The 15873-nt window shown below is 71.3% G+C and carries 17 protein-coding genes; 6 read left to right on the forward strand and 11 right to left on the reverse strand.

What is annotated here, in order from left to right; translation table 11 throughout:
- Positions 1-94: 94 nt before the first annotated feature.
- The 5 genes from JNK12_23285 to JNK12_23305 form a co-directional block, all read right to left on the reverse strand.
- A complete protein-coding gene (locus JNK12_23285; protein ID MBL8778874.1) occupies positions 95-2314 on the reverse strand; it encodes an NADP-dependent isocitrate dehydrogenase in 2220 nt (739 codons plus the stop codon).
- Between the two features lie 74 nt (positions 2315-2388).
- Positions 2389-3228 (reverse strand): hypothetical protein, encoded by an 840-nt coding sequence (locus JNK12_23290; GenBank protein MBL8778875.1) that lies wholly within the window; start codon positions 3226-3228, stop codon positions 2389-2391.
- A 49-nt stretch (positions 3229-3277) separates the two neighbouring features.
- On the reverse strand, positions 3278-4414 hold the full coding sequence (locus JNK12_23295; GenBank protein ID MBL8778876.1) for a hypothetical protein: 1137 nt from the start codon (positions 4412-4414) through the stop codon (positions 3278-3280).
- Between the two features lie 60 nt (positions 4415-4474).
- Positions 4475-5626: a hypothetical protein gene (locus JNK12_23300; protein MBL8778877.1), complete on the reverse strand. Its 1152-nt coding sequence runs from the start codon at positions 5624-5626 to the stop codon at positions 4475-4477.
- Positions 5623-6795, reverse strand: a complete 1173-nt coding sequence (locus JNK12_23305; GenBank protein ID MBL8778878.1) for a hypothetical protein — start codon at positions 6793-6795, stop codon at positions 5623-5625. Before JNK12_23305 ends, JNK12_23300 begins: the two co-directional genes overlap by 4 nt.
- A gap of 149 nt (positions 6796-6944) precedes the next feature.
- On the opposite strand from JNK12_23305, the gene JNK12_23310 reads away from it, so the two are divergent.
- Both JNK12_23310 and JNK12_23315 read left to right on the forward strand, forming a co-directional pair.
- Positions 6945-8165, forward strand: a complete 1221-nt coding sequence (locus JNK12_23310; protein MBL8778879.1) for a hypothetical protein — start codon at positions 6945-6947, stop codon at positions 8163-8165.
- Positions 8162-9361, forward strand: coding sequence for a hypothetical protein (locus tag JNK12_23315; GenBank protein ID MBL8778880.1), 1200 nt, complete (start codon positions 8162-8164; stop codon positions 9359-9361). Before JNK12_23310 ends, JNK12_23315 begins: the two co-directional genes overlap by 4 nt.
- A 16-nt stretch (positions 9362-9377) precedes the next feature.
- Here the strand turns inward: JNK12_23315 and JNK12_23320 are convergent, their stop codons facing one another.
- Positions 9378-9938 (reverse strand): Uma2 family endonuclease, encoded by a 561-nt coding sequence (locus JNK12_23320; protein MBL8778881.1) that lies wholly within the window; start codon positions 9936-9938, stop codon positions 9378-9380.
- Positions 9939-10197: 259 nt separating this feature from the next.
- Here JNK12_23320 and JNK12_23325 point away from each other — a divergent pair, with 259 nt between their 5' ends.
- Positions 10198-11535 (forward strand): DUF222 domain-containing protein, encoded by a 1338-nt coding sequence (locus JNK12_23325; protein ID MBL8778882.1) that lies wholly within the window; start codon positions 10198-10200, stop codon positions 11533-11535.
- A 25-nt stretch (positions 11536-11560) separates the two neighbouring features.
- Here the strand turns inward: JNK12_23325 and JNK12_23330 are convergent, their stop codons facing one another.
- Positions 11561-11965, reverse strand: a complete 405-nt coding sequence (locus tag JNK12_23330) for an Hsp20/alpha crystallin family protein (protein MBL8778883.1) — start codon at positions 11963-11965, stop codon at positions 11561-11563.
- Positions 11966-12019: 54 nt separating this feature from the next.
- On the opposite strand from JNK12_23330, the gene JNK12_23335 reads away from it, so the two are divergent.
- The 3 genes from JNK12_23335 to JNK12_23345 are packed head-to-tail and all read left to right on the forward strand — an operon-like array spanning position 12020 to position 13499.
- Positions 12020-13069 carry a hypothetical protein gene (locus tag JNK12_23335; GenBank protein MBL8778884.1) on the forward strand — a complete coding sequence of 350 codons (1050 nt, stop codon included), beginning with the start codon at positions 12020-12022 and terminating at the stop codon, positions 13067-13069.
- 3 nt (positions 13070-13072) lie between these two features.
- Complete coding sequence (locus tag JNK12_23340; GenBank protein ID MBL8778885.1) at positions 13073-13276, forward strand: hypothetical protein; 204 nt, start codon at positions 13073-13075, stop codon at positions 13274-13276.
- 10 nt (positions 13277-13286) lie between these two features.
- Positions 13287-13499: a hypothetical protein gene (locus tag JNK12_23345; GenBank protein MBL8778886.1), complete on the forward strand. Its 213-nt coding sequence runs from the start codon at positions 13287-13289 to the stop codon at positions 13497-13499.
- 12 nt (positions 13500-13511) lie between these two features.
- On the opposite strand, the gene JNK12_23350 is transcribed toward JNK12_23345, so the two are convergent.
- From JNK12_23350 to serS, 4 genes are read right to left on the reverse strand one after another with little or no spacing between them, the layout of a single operon-like run.
- The gene (locus tag JNK12_23350) at positions 13512-13913 is read right to left on the reverse strand and encodes a succinate dehydrogenase hydrophobic membrane anchor subunit (GenBank protein MBL8778887.1); all 402 of its coding nucleotides are present in this window, start codon (positions 13911-13913) and stop codon (positions 13512-13514) included.
- Entirely contained in the window at positions 13913-14293 is a 381-nt protein-coding gene (gene sdhC / locus JNK12_23355; GenBank protein ID MBL8778888.1) for a succinate dehydrogenase, cytochrome b556 subunit, read from the reverse strand. Before sdhC ends, JNK12_23350 begins: the two co-directional genes overlap by 1 nt.
- A gap of 10 nt (positions 14294-14303) precedes the next feature.
- Positions 14304-14492, reverse strand: coding sequence for a hypothetical protein (locus JNK12_23360; GenBank protein MBL8778889.1), 189 nt, complete (start codon positions 14490-14492; stop codon positions 14304-14306).
- 51 nt (positions 14493-14543) lie between these two features.
- The gene (gene serS, locus JNK12_23365) at positions 14544-15845 is read right to left on the reverse strand and encodes a serine--tRNA ligase (GenBank protein ID MBL8778890.1); all 1302 of its coding nucleotides are present in this window, start codon (positions 15843-15845) and stop codon (positions 14544-14546) included.
- Between the last annotated feature and the right edge of the window lie 28 nt (positions 15846-15873).

The raw sequence follows: 15873 nt of genomic DNA on the forward strand, positions 1-15873 counted from the left end.
GTCGAGCTCCCAACGCAGTTGACCAGCCATGGCCGCATGCTATCGAACGTGTGTTCGCTCCGCTAGGAGCCCTGGGCGTCGGCGGCGCCGACCGTCAGAAGGCGGCGAGGATGCGGTTCAGGGTGGCGCTGGGACGCATGGCGGGGACGGCCTTGGCCTCGTCGGGGGCGTAGTAGCCGCCGAGGTCCACCGGGTTGCCCTGCACCGCGATGAGCTCGGCCTGGATGGCCTCGTCGTTGGCGGCCAGCTCCGCCGCCAGGGGGGCGAAGTGCGCCGCCAGCTCGGGGTCGTCGGTCTGGGCGGCCAGCGCCTCGGCCCAGTAGACGGCGAGCGCGGCGTGGCTGCCCCGGTTGTCGATCTGGCCGACCTTGCGCGCCGGGGACTTGCCGTTCTCCAGGATCTTGCCGGTGGCCTCGTCGAGCGTCGCCGCCAGCACCTTGGCGCCGGGGTTGCCGAAGGTGTCCGACAGGTGCTCGAGCGACGCCGCCAGGGCGAGGACCTCACCCAGCGAGTCCCACCGCAGGTAGTCCTCCTTGACGAACTGCTGCACGTGCTTGGGGGCCGAGCCGCCGGCGCCGGTCTCGAACAGGCCGCCGCCGTTCATGAGCGGGACGATCGACAGCATCTTGGCGCTGGTGCCCAGCTCGAGGATGGGGAACAGGTCGGTGAGGTAGTCGCGCAGCACGTTGCCGGTGACCGAGATGGTGTCCTGGCCGTCCTTGGCCCGCTGGAGGGTGACCTTGGTGGCCTCGACGGGGCTCAGGATGGAGAGGTCGAGGCCCTCGGTGTCGTGCTCTTCCAACGCGGGGCGCACCTTGGCGATGAGTTGGGCGTCGTGGGGGCGGGTCTCGTCGAGCCAGAAGATGGCCGGCGCGCCGGTGGCCCGAGCGCGGGTGACGGCCAGCTTGACCCAGTCGCGGATGGGGGCGTCCTTGGCCTGGCACATGCGCCAGATGTCGCCGGCCTCGACCTCGTGGCTCATGATCGTCTCGCCCGCAGAGTTCACGACCGCCACGACACCGTCGGCGGCGATCTCGAAGGTCTTGTCGTGCGAGCCGTACTCCTCGGCGGCCTGGGCCATCAGGCCGACGTTGGGCACCGAGCCCATGGTGGTCGGGTCGAACGCGCCGTTGGCGATGTGGAACTTGATGGTCTCGTCGTAGAGGCCGGCGTAGCTGGAGTCGGGAATGACCGCCTTGGTGTCCTGCTCCTCGCCAGCCGCGTTCCACATGTGGCCCGAGGTGCGGATCATGGCGGGCATGGAGGCGTCGACGATGACGTCGCTCGGCACGTGGAGGTTGGTGATGCCGCGGTCGGAGTCGACCATGGCCAGGCTCGGGCCGGCGGCGATGGCGGCGGCGATGTCGGCTTCGACGGCGGCCCGCTCGTCCGCCGGCAGATCCTCGAGGGACTCGAGCACGGCAGCGAGGCCGTCGTTGGCGTTCACCCCGATGCGCTCGAAGGTGGCGGCGTGCTTGTCGAACACGTCGGCGAAGAACACGGTCACGACGTGGCCGAAGATGATCGGGTCGGAGACCTTCATCATCGTGGCCTTGAGGTGCACCGAGAAGAGCACGCCCTTGGCCTTGGCGTCGGCGATCTGCTCGGCCAGGAAGGCCCGCAGCGCCTTGACGGACAGGAAGGTGCCGTCCACGACCTCGCCCTCGAGCACGGGCAGCTCGGGCTTCAACACGTCGACGCCGCCGTCGGCGCGGCGCAGCTCGATGCGCAGGGTGTCGGCCGCGGCCATCGTCACCGACTGCTCGTTCGAGCGGAAGTCGCCGGCGGTCATGTGGGCGACGTGGGTCTTGGAGTCCGACGACCAGGCCCCCATCGAGTGCGGGTGGCTGCGGGCGTAGGCCTTCACCGACGCCGGCGCCCGCCGGTCGGAGTTGCCCTCGCGCAGCACCGGGTTCACTGCCGAGCCCTTGACCTTGTCGTAGCGGGCCCGCACGTCCTTCTCGGCGTCGGTGGACGGGTCGTCGGGGTAGTCCGGCAGGGCGTAGCCCTTGCCCTGGAGCTCCTCGATGGCGGCCTTCAGCTGGGGCACCGAAGCCGACACGTTCGGGAGTTTGATGATGTTGGCCTCGGGGCGGACCGCCAGCTCACCGAGGTAGGCCAGCTCGTCATCGACCCGCTGCTCGTCGGTGAGGACCTCGGGGAACTTGGCCAGGATGCGCCCGGCGAGGGAGATGTCGCGGGTCTCCACCTCGACCCCGCAGGCCTTGGCGAAGGTCTCGATGATGGGCAGCAGCGATCGGGTGGCGAGCGCAGGCGCCTCGTCGGTGTGGGTGTAGGTGATCTTCGCGGTCATCGGGTGTCCTGAGGTCGGTCGGCGGTCCGCCCCACGCTATTGAGTCGCCGGCTCTGCGGCGAAGCCGCCCCCCGTCACCGCTCGAGCGAGATCGCCACCTCGACGTCCCGGGAGGCGACCGGCACGAAGGCGTACCGGTCGGCCCGGAGGACGCAGTCCACCGAGCGGCAGTCCACCGCCTGGTGGTCCGTGGCCGCTTCGCGCTGCACGGTGAACGTGCCCACGAACCCGCCGGTCCCGTCGGCCACCCACCGCTCGGTCGGCCCACCGACGCAGGACTCCGGGGTGCTGTCCGCCGCGCACTGCTCGATCAGGACGGGCTCGCCGGCGTAGAAGCCCCTCCCCCGGACCTCGACCTGCTCGCCTGCCGCCAGCCCGGTGGCCGGGGTCACCGACAGCCGGGCGGGGCCCACGAGCGCCGCTCCGCGATCGAAGGAGAGGGCGGCCCGGGCGAGCACGACGCCGTCCGAGGCCACGACGAGCTCGCAGGGCTCGACCCGGCAGTCGACGCGTCGGTCGTACGCGTAGGCGTCGGCGTAGACCCGGAGCTGGGTCTCGGCGGTCCCGTCGTCACCGACCGGCCACCCCTCGCCCGACCCGACCTCGACCGCCTCACCCGCGGGCGCGGCGTCGTACGGGAAGCAGCGGTCGTCGAACACGGACTGCGCACCCTCCTCGCAGAGGGCGAACGAGACCTGCGTGTCCGGTTGGAGGTGCTCGGCCCGGACGTCCACCCGGGCGTCGTCGACCAGTCCGTTGTCGGGCCAGACCGAGAGGGTGGGCGGGGGCGGGTCCGAGTCGAACACGCAGGACGACAGGAGCACGCTCAGCGCCAGGACCAAGGCGACGACGACCAGCGCGCCGGCGACGCCGACCCCGCCCGGACGGCCACGGTGAGGTGGCGCGTCGGACACCCCCCACGCGTCGGCACTTCGCCTCGCCGCGATAGTGGCCGGCGCCACCTCAGGACGTGAAGCGGATGGGCGCCTCGATCTGTTGCGGGCGGCCGGCGAACCGGAAGCGGCTGATCCGGACCGTGCAGTGCGCGACCCGGCAGTCGGCCCGTCGGCCCGAGCTGAGGCGCACGGTGCGGTTGACCCGGATGCGGGCGACGAACGCTCCGGTGGCGTCGACCTCGGGATGCTCGAAGTTCCACATGAAGCAGGACGACACGGCGACGACGCACTGTTGCAGGGACATCGGCTCGCGCCCGTAGAACCCCTCGCCCCGCACCGTCACCCACTGGTGGTGGACGAGTCCGGTCCCCGCCCGGACCTCGATGGTGGGCGGGCCTCGCAGCGGCGCCGCCGAGTCGAAGGAGAGCGGCACGCGGGCAACGATCGCGTTGCGCACGGAGGCGACCAGTTCGCAGGCAACCACCCGGCAGTCCGTCCGACGCGGGTAGGTGTAGGCGTTCGCATAGGCCCACAGACGGTCGCGGAACGCCCCGTCCGGGCCGACCTGGCGCATGGCGTACCACCACTCCGGCGGCCCGGCACCGGGACTGGCGTTCCACGCCTGGTTCACGTCGGAGCCGTTGCCCAGGCCGTGACAGTCGTCGTCACGGAACTCCGTGGTCGCCACCGCGCACTCGGAGTAGAAGACCCAGTCACCCGGCGTGAAGTGGGCTCCCTCGACCACGATCTGGTCGCCATCGGCCAGGCCCCCGCCAGGGGTCACCGTGAGCGACGGGCGAGGCAGGAGCGGCGCTACCGGGTCGAACGCGATCGGCGCACCGACCAGGGCGATGAAGTCGACACGAAACTCGCATGCGCTCACCAGGCAGTCGACCTCGCCCTCCTCGGTCGGGAAGTAGGCGCGGGCGACCCGCTCGACGGCGAAGTGACCCACGTCGTCCGCGTCGACCCGGACCCACTGCGTCGCACAGCGGCTGGTGCCCACTTCACAAAACTCGAGCAACGGACTGGAGTCGGGCCACCAGTCGTGTCCCTCGACGGTGACGGTCTGCCCGTCGACGAGGCCGGTCGACGGGGTGACGGTCAGCGTCGGGCTTCGATCGGCCTCCTGTGCCGACGCCGGCGCCATGATCCCGGCGACGAGGGCGACCACCGCCGCTGCGACGAGGAGTATCCGCCGCATGTCAACGCGCACCCGCGAGCACGAGCGCGACGAGTACGCCGACGAGACGGCGCGCACGGGTCATCCCGTGAACCTCGGGGTCACGGCGACGGGGGCGGCCGGCGATGGCGCCGGTGCGAAGTCGATCGCCGCATCGACGAAGTCGTCATCGGTGTTGGCGTGGCGGTAGGCACGGACGACACACCCCCAGCGCTCGCAGTCGGCGGTGTCGCCGGTCGCCTGGGTGAAAGTGGCGTGCACCGCGAGCTCGGCGTCGACGGTGCCGTCGGCGTCGACGGTGACGAGCCGACCGCCGTCCAGGTCGCAGACCTCGGGCGTGGCGTCGATGGCGATGCACTCGCTCAGAAGCAGCTGCTCGCCTGGGTCGAAGGCGGAGCCGACGACTCGGACGGTCTGGCCGTCGCGCAGACCGGTCGACGGCCGTGCCTCGATCTCCGGCCGTGGCAGCAGAGGCGAATCCGGATCGAAGCCGATGGTGGCCCGCGGCTCGATGGACAGGTTCGCGGCCAGGTCGACGAGCGAGACGGTGCAGGCGTCGACCCGGCAGTCGGTGGGCCGTGGGATGGCGAGGAGCCGGGCGAGGAGCGCCGGTTCGGCCACGACGTGACCGAACCCGTCCGATGCCCAGGTGGCGTCGCCGTAGACGACGCACCCCTCGTCCAGGGTCACGGCGGACGCCGGGCACTGCGCCACCCAGTAACGCTGGTCAGGGGCGTAACCGTCACCGGTGACCGTGACGGTCTGGCCATCGACGAGGTCGGTGGCCGGGTCGACCGCGATCGTCGGGGGCGGCAGCAACGGGGCGTTCGGGTCGAAGGCGATGGCCTCGGCAGCGGACTGGTTGAGCGTGTCGGGCCAGGCGCGGACCTCACACGGGGTGAGGAGGCAGTCGACCGGGTGGAGGTCGGGCCCGGTGAACTGCACCCGCGGCCGCAGCGTGGTGGCGAACGAACCGTCCGGCGCGGCCACGACGTCGATGCTCGTCCCCCCGCAGTGGCCAGTCCCGGCGGCGCAGACCGTGACCCACAGCTCGGCACCGGCGGGCCAACCGGTGCCGGCGACCTCGACCTCTTGACCGTCGACCAGATCCGTGCTCGGCGACACGGTGATCGAGCGCGCGTCGGGGGCCGCCGCGGCGGCCGGCGCGGCGACGGCCCCGAAGATCAGCAGCCCGAGCACGACGCCGAGCACCCCGTGGCGGTGCGCTCTCACCCCGTGAACCTCGGGGAGGCGGCGACGGGGGACGCCGGCGGCGGGCCGTCGGTGGCCTCGGGGGCGAAGGAGATGGTGGCGTCCACCTCGCGCCCGTCGTCCAGGGAGAAGGCCCGGATCACACACGGGTCGAGATCGCAGTCGTGGGCGCCGGCGGAGAACCGCTCGAAGCGGCGGTGGACCGTCACCGTCGCCTCGAAGGCGCCGTCGACGGGCGTGACGAACGGAGGCTCTCCGGCGAACACCGCACAGTCGTCGAGGACCTCACCGAGATCCCCGCACTCCAGCAGCACCACCGTGGTGTCGCGGGCGAAGCCGGCGCCGGTGACCTGGACGCTCTGGCCGTCTGCGAGCCCGTCGTCTGGGGTCACCACGAGGGTCGGCGCCGGGCGCAGAGGCCCGTCCGGATCGAAGGCGATCGCCGCACGCGCCTGGACCCCGCCGGCGATCGACGCGATCACCAGCTCACAGGACTCGATGCGGCAGTCGACGGAGCCGTCTCGATCGAAGAAGATCGCCTCGACCTGGACCTCGGCCGAGAGGGTGCCGTCCCCCTCGGTCTCGGCGAAGGTCGGGAACACGACGCACCCGTCGAAGGTGATCTGACCGGGACGACACTGGGCGAACAGCATGAACGTGCCAGGCAGGAAGCCGGCTCCGGCGACGGACACGGTCTGCCCGTCCACGAGGCCGGAGTCGGGCGTGGCCGTCATCGCCGGCGGCGGGAGCAGCACCGTCGACGGGTCGAAGGCGATGGGGACCGAGGCGGTGTGGTCCTCGTTCTCCTCGTTGCCCGCGAGCACCTCGCAGGCCTCGACCCGGCAGTCGACCGGGGTGCCGTCGAAGGCGGTGAACACCGCACGCACGGCGAGCGGCAGGGTGAAGGTACCGGCGCCGTTCACCTCTCTCCGTCCGAATGAGCCCCCGCATTGCTGGGTGCCGGTAACGCACTGAAAGGCGACGACACCTGCGCCCGGCCGCCACCCGGTGCCGTCGACCGTGACCGTCTGCCCGTCGTCGAGGTCGGAGCTCGGCGTGACCGTGATCGAGCGGGCCTCGGCCGGCGCCGACTCCTGGGCCTGCACGCCAGCGGGCGCGAAGGCGGCGGCGATCACCAGGGCGGCGACCACCACCCGGATGACCCTCGCCCGCTGCGAACCTGCCTCCACGGAACTCTCCCCGCCGGCCCTCTCCCGGGCGCGGTGCCACCGTAGTGCACCTCGTTCACGGGAAATATGTACAGGGCTGTCTGGTCGGTTGACCGGCAATGTTCGGCGTGGGAGGGTGCCCCGCGCGGGAAATGGGGAGGGGACCGACGATGGCTCACGGTGGAACGCTCGCCCCGGTCCGGCCCCTGCTCGCCCTGGTGGCCGCCGCCGCCCTCGTCGTGGGGATCGCACCGACGGTCGCCGCCCAGGCCGGTCCGCTCCCGGAAGCCGCCCCCACGGTGACCGTCACCCCGGACACCGATCTGGTGGACGAGCAGGTCGTGGCCGTCCACGGCGAGGGCTTCGCCGACAGCCGCGGCTACCTGACCTACGTCCAGTGCGCCGCCGACGGCGACCTGTTCAGCGACAAGTGCCGCGGTGCCGAGACGGGCGCCGAGGTCCCAAGTGATGTGCACCTCGATGGCAGCTTCGACGGCACGTACCGCGTCGACGCGCAGTTCTACACGGACGACGGCGACCTGATCGACTGCCGCCTGGCGCCAGGCTGCGTGCTCCGCATGGACTCGGCCTTCGGGCCGGTCGACCTGCCCCTGACCTTCGATCCGTCCGCACCCCTCGCGCCGCCACCGGTGCTGACCGCGACGCCGGACACGGATCTCACCGACGGGACCCGGGTCCAACTCGAGCTCACCGGCTTCCGACCGGGCGGGTACCTGTACCTGTACCTGTGTCCGGGCACCTCCCGATCGGCGGACTGCGCGTTCGGCGACGAGCTCCTCGAGCCGATCGTCGCTGATGACGCCGGCCACGTCGAGACCGAGGTCATCCTGCGAGCGGTCAACGACGCCCAGTCTGGCGCACGCTTCGACTGCCGGGAGGTGGATTGCCACCTGGTGGCCACCGAGGGCCAGAGCCTCAACAACAACGTCGCCGCCCGGGTCGCCTTCGACCCGGATGCTCCCCTCGCCCCGGAGCCCTCCATCACGGTGACGCCATCGACCGGGCTGGTCGACGGTCAAGCCGTCGACGTCGCCGTCGAGGGGCTCATCCCGGGCGAGCACTTCTCCGTCGTGGAGTGCCTGGTGCCGACCCGGGCCCACCTCTACTACACGTGCGATCCGCACGGTTGGACCGACGTCGTCGCGGGCGATGGCGGTAGCTACGCGACCCGCATGACGGTGCGCGACCACTTCCCCGACGAGATCCGCGACGAGGAGATCGATTGTCGGGTCATGCCCTGCGCCATCGGGTTGGCCCGGATGATCGACATGGACGCCGTCCTCGTGCCGAGGGTCGCCCTCTCCTTCGCATCGGCCAACGGCGCGCTGGTCCCCGAGCCCGCCGCCGCCTCGCCCAGGTTCACCGGATGATCCGCCCCGCCCGCACCCTCCTCCTCGGGTTGCTCGCCGTGGTCGCCTACGCCCCGACACCAGCGTTGGCCGCCCCGCCGCCGACGCCGACCGTGACGGCGACGCCGAGCACGGGGCTGGTCGACGGGCAGGTCATCGCAGCGCACGGCGACGGCTTCGACGAGTTGCGCTTCGGCTACGTGCTGTTCCAGCAGTGCGCCGCCGGCGCGACCCGGCGTGGCTGCCACATCAGCGACGTCGCCGCCGACCCGGTGCAGGGACCGGGCGGCACCGTCGACCAGGACCTACGCGTCCAGGCGGTGTTCCGAGGCGAGGACGGGGTCGAGGTGGACTGCCGGGTGGCACCGGGCATGTGCGTCGTGCGCGCCGTCACGGAGGCCGGCACCGACGCGGTCGACGCGCCGCTGACCTTCGACCCGGGGGCGGCCCTCGAACCGCCGCCGACGGTGACGGTCACGCCGGACACCGACCTCGTGGACGGACAGGTGGTGCGCGTCGAAGTGGACGGGTTCACGCCGAGTGAGTGGGTGCGCGTGAAGCTCTGCGACGGGCCATCACCGTTCGACCGCTGCTTCGAGGGCTCTGCGCTCGCCGCCGACGTCGGCAGCGACTCGACGGGGCACGTCGAGACCGATGTGCGGCTCCGGACGATCGTGCACCCGGGGGTCCGCTACGAGTCGTCGACACCGGAGGCGGCCCCACCCTTCGACTGCCGGCAGGTCGCGTGCTTCCTCGTGGTCACCGAGGAGGTGCCGGGCAACAGCGACGGCGCCGCCGCACTCGGCTACGACCCGGACGCGCCCGTCGCGCCCGAGGCCCGGCTCACCGCCACGCCGACGACCGGCCTGCGGGACGGCCAGACGGTCTCGTTCGCGGTGTCCGGCCTGTTCGCCGGCGAGCGCTTCGTGATCGGCCAGTGTGCTCCCGACGCCCTCGTCCGGGAGATCTGTGGCGACGAGCAGGACCTGCGGGCCGACGCCGACGGGACGGGCCACGGCCGACTGACCGTCCACACCACGTACACCCACGGTGTGTTCGACGACCCGCCGGTCGACTGCTTCGCCACGCCGTGCGAGCTCTGGCTCTGGCAATACGACGACGATGACGGGCCGGACGCGACATTGGCGCTGTCGTTCGCCGACGGCCCGACCTCGCCCGCCACACCCATCGCCGCGACGCCCGCCTTCACCGGCTGATCCCCCGGATCCGCCTTCAGCGGTCGAAGAGGACGTCGAGATCCAGGGCGAAGCCGGGGATCACCGGGGTGGTGAGGTGCTCGGGAGCGGTGACCTCGAGGGCGAGGTCGAAGAGCGGCTCGGCCGGCTTCGACCGACGGAACACCAGGACCGAATCGGCCACGGTGTCGACCAGCCAGAGCTCGGGGACGCCGCCGGCCTCGTAGCGCGACTTCTTGACGTGCACGTCGTAGCGCCACGTCGTCGGCGACCGGACCTCCACCACGAGGTCGAGCGGGCCCTCATGGCCACGACCTTCTCGCGGCAGGCGGTGCTCGTCCGTGCGCCACCAGACGTCGGGCACGAACACGTTGTGGTCGTCCATCCGCGCCTGGAGGCCCGAGCCCGCCTCGCCCGCCTCCGGATGCTCCTCGGCGAAGGACATCAGCTTGTGCAGGATCCAGTCGGAGAGCCGCTGGTGGCGGGTGTTGGGCGTGTCCACGACGATCTCCCCGTCGATGAGCTGCGTGTTCTTCAGGACGCCAGGGAGGGCGACGAACTCATCTGCGCTGAGGCGCGGGGGTGCGGCCATGGCCATGGCCGCACGGTAGCGATGCCTCCACCCGACCGAAAGGGCCAGATTCTGGGTTTCAGCACTTGCGAACGTGTGTTCGTTCAGCTACGGTGTCCGGTAGTCGGAATGCAGGGCCTGCGACGCATGTGTGAGCCAGGGCCACGACGACGATGTTCGTCGTGAGGTCCCACGGGCAGTGCGTTCGCCGCTCCCGACGCCCGGCCGCCGCGAGGCGTCTGCCGGTAGCCAGTGCACCCGAGTCGTTGTTCCTGGGAGCCGCCCTGTGTCGTCGATCCTCACCGCACTCGAAGACCTCGAGACCCAACTGGACGAGGCGATGGCCCACGACCCGGCGGGGTTGCCGGGGTCGGTGCTGGCCGAGGCACTCGAGCGCCAGGTCCGGATCCGCAACAAGTGCGCTGCGCTCGACGCCCGGTTGGCGGGGGCGTTCGACGCGTCGAAGGAGTGGGCGGCGAACGGGTCCCGGTCCGCGGCGGCGTGGATGGTCACCGTCGGCCGCGAACGCAAGTGCGTGGCCGACCGGCGGGTGCGCCAAGGCAAGGCCCTGCGGGGCATGCCCGTGACGTGGGCGGCGTTCGCCCGCGGGGAGATCAACGTCGATCACGTCGACGAGCTGATCTCGGTGCGAACCGGGCGCGAGCAGGTGTTCACCGACTCCGAGCGGCGCCTGGTCGGTCACGCCATCGACAAGCGGTTCCGGTTGTTCCTCGACGAGCTCGAGTACTGGACCGCCATCGTCGACCCCCAAGGCGCCGACGACGACGCCGAAGCCGAACTGGCCGACGAGCACCTCCACGCCTCCGAGAGCTTCCAGGGCCAGGTCCGCCTGGACGGGTGGCTGGGCCGGGTGGGCGGGTCGCTGGTGACTCGCGAGCTCGACCGGTTGTGCGACTGGTTGTTCGCCCAGGACTGGGCCGAAGCGACCGCCCGCCTCGGCGAAGGCAACGTCACTGCCGCAGACCTCCATCGCAACCCGGCGGAACGGCGGGCGGCTGCGCTGATCTTGATGGCCGAGCGCTCAGGCGCCATGTCGCTCGGCGCGGCCGGCACCGCCACCAAGACGGTCCTCAACGTGGTCATGGACTGGGCCACGTTCTGCGCCGAGCTCGCCCGCCTCGAGGGCCGCACCGATCTCCGGTTCCCCGACGAGCGCACCTGCCGCCTCGACGACGGCACCATCATCGCCCCCTCCCAAGCCCTCTCGCTCGGGCTCGCCGGACACCTCCGCGGGTTGATCCTCGACCCCGACGGGGTCCCCCTGCACTTCGGCCAGACCCACCGGGGCTTCACCGGCGACCTGCGCACCGCGGTGCAACTCACCCACCCCTACTGCGGGCACGGCGCCGGGTGCGACGTCCCCTCGTGGCGCTGCCAGATCGACCACCTGGTCCCGTTCACCGACGGCGGCCCCACCGCCGCCGAGAACGGCGACCCCAAGTGCGGCCCCCACAACCGGTGGAAGGAACGCCTCGACGCCGAGATCCGCCGCCGCCAACGATGGCGACGCGAACACCTCGACAACCGCCGCGACCCCGATCCCGGTGCCGACCGAGAACAAGCCGATCGGGAACCGGCCGACCAGGGAAGCGCGGCGGCGTAGCGCTCAGAACCAGACGGACGGATGGTCAGTCGTCGGCGCCGGCCGTGGCCGGCTGCACGGTGACCGCGGCGTCGCCGCGGTCACCGGCCCGCTCGACGCGCACGGCCAGCTGGCCGTTGCCGAGTGACGCGCTCACGGGGCCGTCGAAGCCGGCGGGAAGGTCGAACTCGCGCTCGTAGGCGCCGTAGTCCCATTCGTGCAGCAGGTAGTCCTTGGGGGCGGCGGTGCGCAGGCGGGCGGCCAGCCGGAGGGTGCCGGACTCGACGGCCACGCCGACATCGTCGGCCTGGACGCCCGGCATCGGGGCGACGATGACCACGGCCTCGGTGGTCTCGTAGACGTTCAGGGGCACCCGCTGCGGGCCGGCGCTCGAGTCGCCGCCGTCGAGCACGGTGCCGTCGGCGGTCGAGGGGGAGTCGGTGGAGGTCATGGTCGGTCCCTACCCCGTCCCGCGCCCGGTCGTCACCAGGAGTAGAACAACGCCATGAGCTATCGGGTGATCCAGTGGGCCACGGGCAACGTCGGGCGGGCGGCCATCGAGGGCATCGCCGCTCACCCCGAGCTCGAACTGGTCGGCTGTTGGGTGTCGAGCGGTGCGAAGGCGGGCCGTGACGCCGGCGAGATCGCCGGGATCGACGCGCTCGGGGTCACCGCCACCACGGACAAGCAGGCCATCTACGACCTCGACGCCGACTGCGTGGTTTACAGCCCGATGCTGGCCGACGAGGCCGACGTGCATGCCATCCTCGCCTCGGGCAAGAACCTCGTGACCCCCGTCGGCTGGGTGTACCCCTTCAAGAGCACCGACCTCGCTGCGCTCGAGGGGGTCTGCCGCCAGGCCGAGGTCACCCTGCACGGGACGGGTATCCATCCCGGCGGCATCACCGAACGCTTCCCGCTCATGCTCTCGTCGCTGTGCACGGGCATCCGCCACGTGCGAGCCGAGGAGTTCTCCGACATCCGCAGCTACGCCACCGAGTTCGTGGTGCGCGAGATCATGATGTTCGGCAAGACCGCCGAGCAGGCGGCCGCCTCGGGGATGGCCGACCTCCTCGGCCACGGGTTCTGCCAGTCCATCGACATGATCGCCGACGCCATGGGCTGGGAGCTCGACGACGAGAAGCGCGTGGTGCACGAAACCGCGGTGGCCACGGCGCCCATCGACACCCCGGTCGGCGTGCTCGAGACCGGCACGGTGGCGGCGCAGCGCTTCCGCTGGCAGGGCACGGTCGACGGCCAACCCGTGATCACGGCCGCAGTCAACTGGCTGATGGGTGAGGAGCACCTCGACCCGCCGTGGGACTTCGGCCCCGAGGGCCAGCGCTTCGAGATCGCCTTCGACGCCGACCCGCCGCTGTCGGTCACGTTCCACGGCATTCACCCCGCCACCCTCGACGAGGGCATCGAGCGCAACGCCGGCATCGTGGCGACCGCCATGCACTGCGTGAACGCCGTCCCCTACGTCTGCGCCGCCGAGCCCGGCATCAAGACCTACCTCGATCTCCCTTTGATCGCCGGACGCGCCGGGAGCTGACCCATGGCAGCGGTGGCCATCGTCTTCGGTCTTCTCCTCATCGGCGGCCTGCTGCTGCACCAGTGGGGACAGCGCCGGGCCAAGGAGGCTGCGGCGACGCCCGACGACCGGGACCTGCGTGACCTCGCCGACCCCAGCCGCTGGCCGGCGCCACCCGGCTCGTCATCGGATGAACTACCTGGTGACAGGGGCGACCCGGAGGCGTAGCGTCCTCCCCATGTTCCTCGGTGCGCTGTTGCTCGTGGCCCTCCTCCTGCTCGGGGCCACCGCGCTCCTGCAGTGGCGCACCCGACGGCAGATCACCGGGGCGACCGCCCTCGGGGCCGAGGGCTCGCTCCGCGATGACGCCGGCGCGACCCGTGCGGTGGGACGGGAGACCGCCCGTCAGGAGAGCACCGCGATCCGCCGCATGGGCGAGGGCGGGTACTGACCCGCCGCCCCGTCAGCCGCCGTAGGTGACGATGACGAGGGTGCCGTAGGCGAAGAGGATGCCGCTCACGCCGTAGGTCACGGCCTTGGTGGCGGCCCGCTTGCCGGGCGAGCGCACGTAGTCGTCGATGATCCAGCGCACGCCGTTGAGGCCGTGGAACAGCGCCAAGGTGAGCAGGGTCCAGTCGAAGAGGCGCCACAGGGGGTTGTCCCAGCGGTTGGCCACGAACTCGGCGTCGGTCTCGACCACGTCGTTGATGATGTGGGTGATCGAGAAGTGCAGCAGGCTCAGGAAGATCAGCACCAGGCCCGAGATGCGCATGAAGTACCACGACCACGTCTCGAAGTTGGCCTTCGGCTTGCGGTCGACGACGGGGGCGCGCTTGCCCGGCGAGGGCTTCGTGGGAGCGGCCATCAGAGGATCCTCCCGTCGATGAAGGGCCAGAGGATCACGATCGAACCGGGGATGCCGGCGGCCAGGGTGATGAACACGACGAGGCCGGTGAGCATCTTCTCCTTGCGGATGACGCCGGGGAAGAAGTCGACCAGCACGATACGTAGGCCGTTCATCGAGTGGTAGAGCAGGGCGAAGAGCAGGCCGCACTCGAACAGGCGCAGCAACACGTTGCCGTAGAGGGCGTGGACGGTGTCGTAGAGCTCAGGGTCGATGTTGACGAGCGAGACGTCGACGATGTGGAGCAGCAGGAACATGAAGACGAGGAAGCCCGTGACCCGGTGGCTCACGAAGGCCCACTGGCCGGACTTCCCCTTGTAGACGGTGCTGGCAGGGCTCATGTCGGCGTGCTCACTCCGGGTTGCTCACGTCGCCGGCGCTCGGTGCCTTGGGGTACCAGCGGTTGCCCCACATGGTGGTCCAAGCGACGTAGACGGCGAAGAAGGTGATGAGCAGGGCCACGAGGCCGAGGGCCACGCTGAAGAAGATCTGGGCCCGCTCGAGGGCGAGGACAGTGGTGTCGAAGAACGGGGTCTCCACGGGACGGACGTTACCGGACGGTCCGCAGGCACTCCCAACCGCAGGCGGGGCTTACGCGCCGAGCACCGGCCGACCCCGCAGGTAGGGGTGCAGCACCTCGGGGAGTGCGACGGTGCCGTCGGGCTGGCGATGGGTCTCCACCACGGCGGCCCAGACGCGGGGGACCGCCAGCGCGGAACCGTTGAGGGTGTGGACCACCTGCGGGCGCCCGGGCTTGGTCTCGCCCTCGGCCGGCGCCGGCCGGTAGCGGATGTTGGCCCGCCGGGCCTGGTAGTCGGTGAACCAAGACACCGACGACACCTCGAGCCATTGGTCGACCCCGGGCGAGTAGACCTCGATGTCCCAGGTGCGGGCGGCTGAATTGCCGATGTCGCCGGCGCACAGATCGAGGATTCGGTAGGCCAGCCCGAGGTCGGCGATGAGCCCCTCGGCCCGGGCCAGGATCTCCTCGTGCATCGCTCTGGCCTGGTCGGGCGTGGTGTACGCCAGGATCTCGACCTTGTCGAACTCGTGCACCCGAAGGAGGCCCCGGGTGTCGCGCCCAGCCGAACCCGCCTCGCGACGGAAACAGGACGTGTGGGCCATGAGGCGCATGGGGAGGTCGGCCTCGTCGAGGATCTCGTCCCGACCCAGGGACGTGAGGGGCACCTCGGCCGTGGGGATGGCCCAGAGGTCGTCGCGCTCGAGGTGGTAGGCGTCGTCGATGAACTTGGGCAGGTGGCCCGTGGACACCATGGTGTCGGTGCGCACGAGGGTGGGCGGGCGGATCTCCTCGAAGGCGTCGGCGTTGCGGTCGAGGGCGGCCTGACACAGCGCCCGCGCCAGGGTGGCGCCCCCGCCGCGGTACATGGGAAACATCGAGCCCGAGAGCTTGGCGCCGCGCTCCATGTCGAGCAGTCCGAGCGCCTCGCCGACCTCCCAGTGCGGGACCCGTTGGTGCTCGCCGTAGGCCTCGGCGTCGAAGGCCTCGACCCGCAGCACGACGTTGTCGTCCTCGCCGGCGCCGTCGGGGCAGTCCTCGGCGGGGAGGTTGGGGAGGTAGAGCAGCAGCTCGGTGACCTCGGCGGCCACCGCGTCGGCTCGCTCGGCCACCTCCTTCTCGGTGGCCCCGAGGGCCCGGCTGTCCTCCTGCACGGCCTCGGCCTCGGCCACGTTGCCTTCCCGCCGAAGGGTGCCCACCTGCTTCGACAGGGCGTTGATGCGGGCCCGCAGGTCGTCGCGCTCGGTGGTCAGTGCCCGCTGCTCGGCATCGAGGGCGAGCACCCGCTCGACCCCCTCGACGCCGTCGCCACGGCGGGCGATGGCGGCGGTCACCGCCTCGGGGTCGGCCCGGAGCCGGTGGATGTCGATCATGGGGCGAGCGTATTCGGCGCGTAGCTTG

It is taken from the genome of Acidimicrobiales bacterium (genome assembly GCA_016794585.1).
Classification (GTDB): Bacteria; Actinomycetota; Acidimicrobiia; order Acidimicrobiales; family DATDAH01; genus JAEUJM01.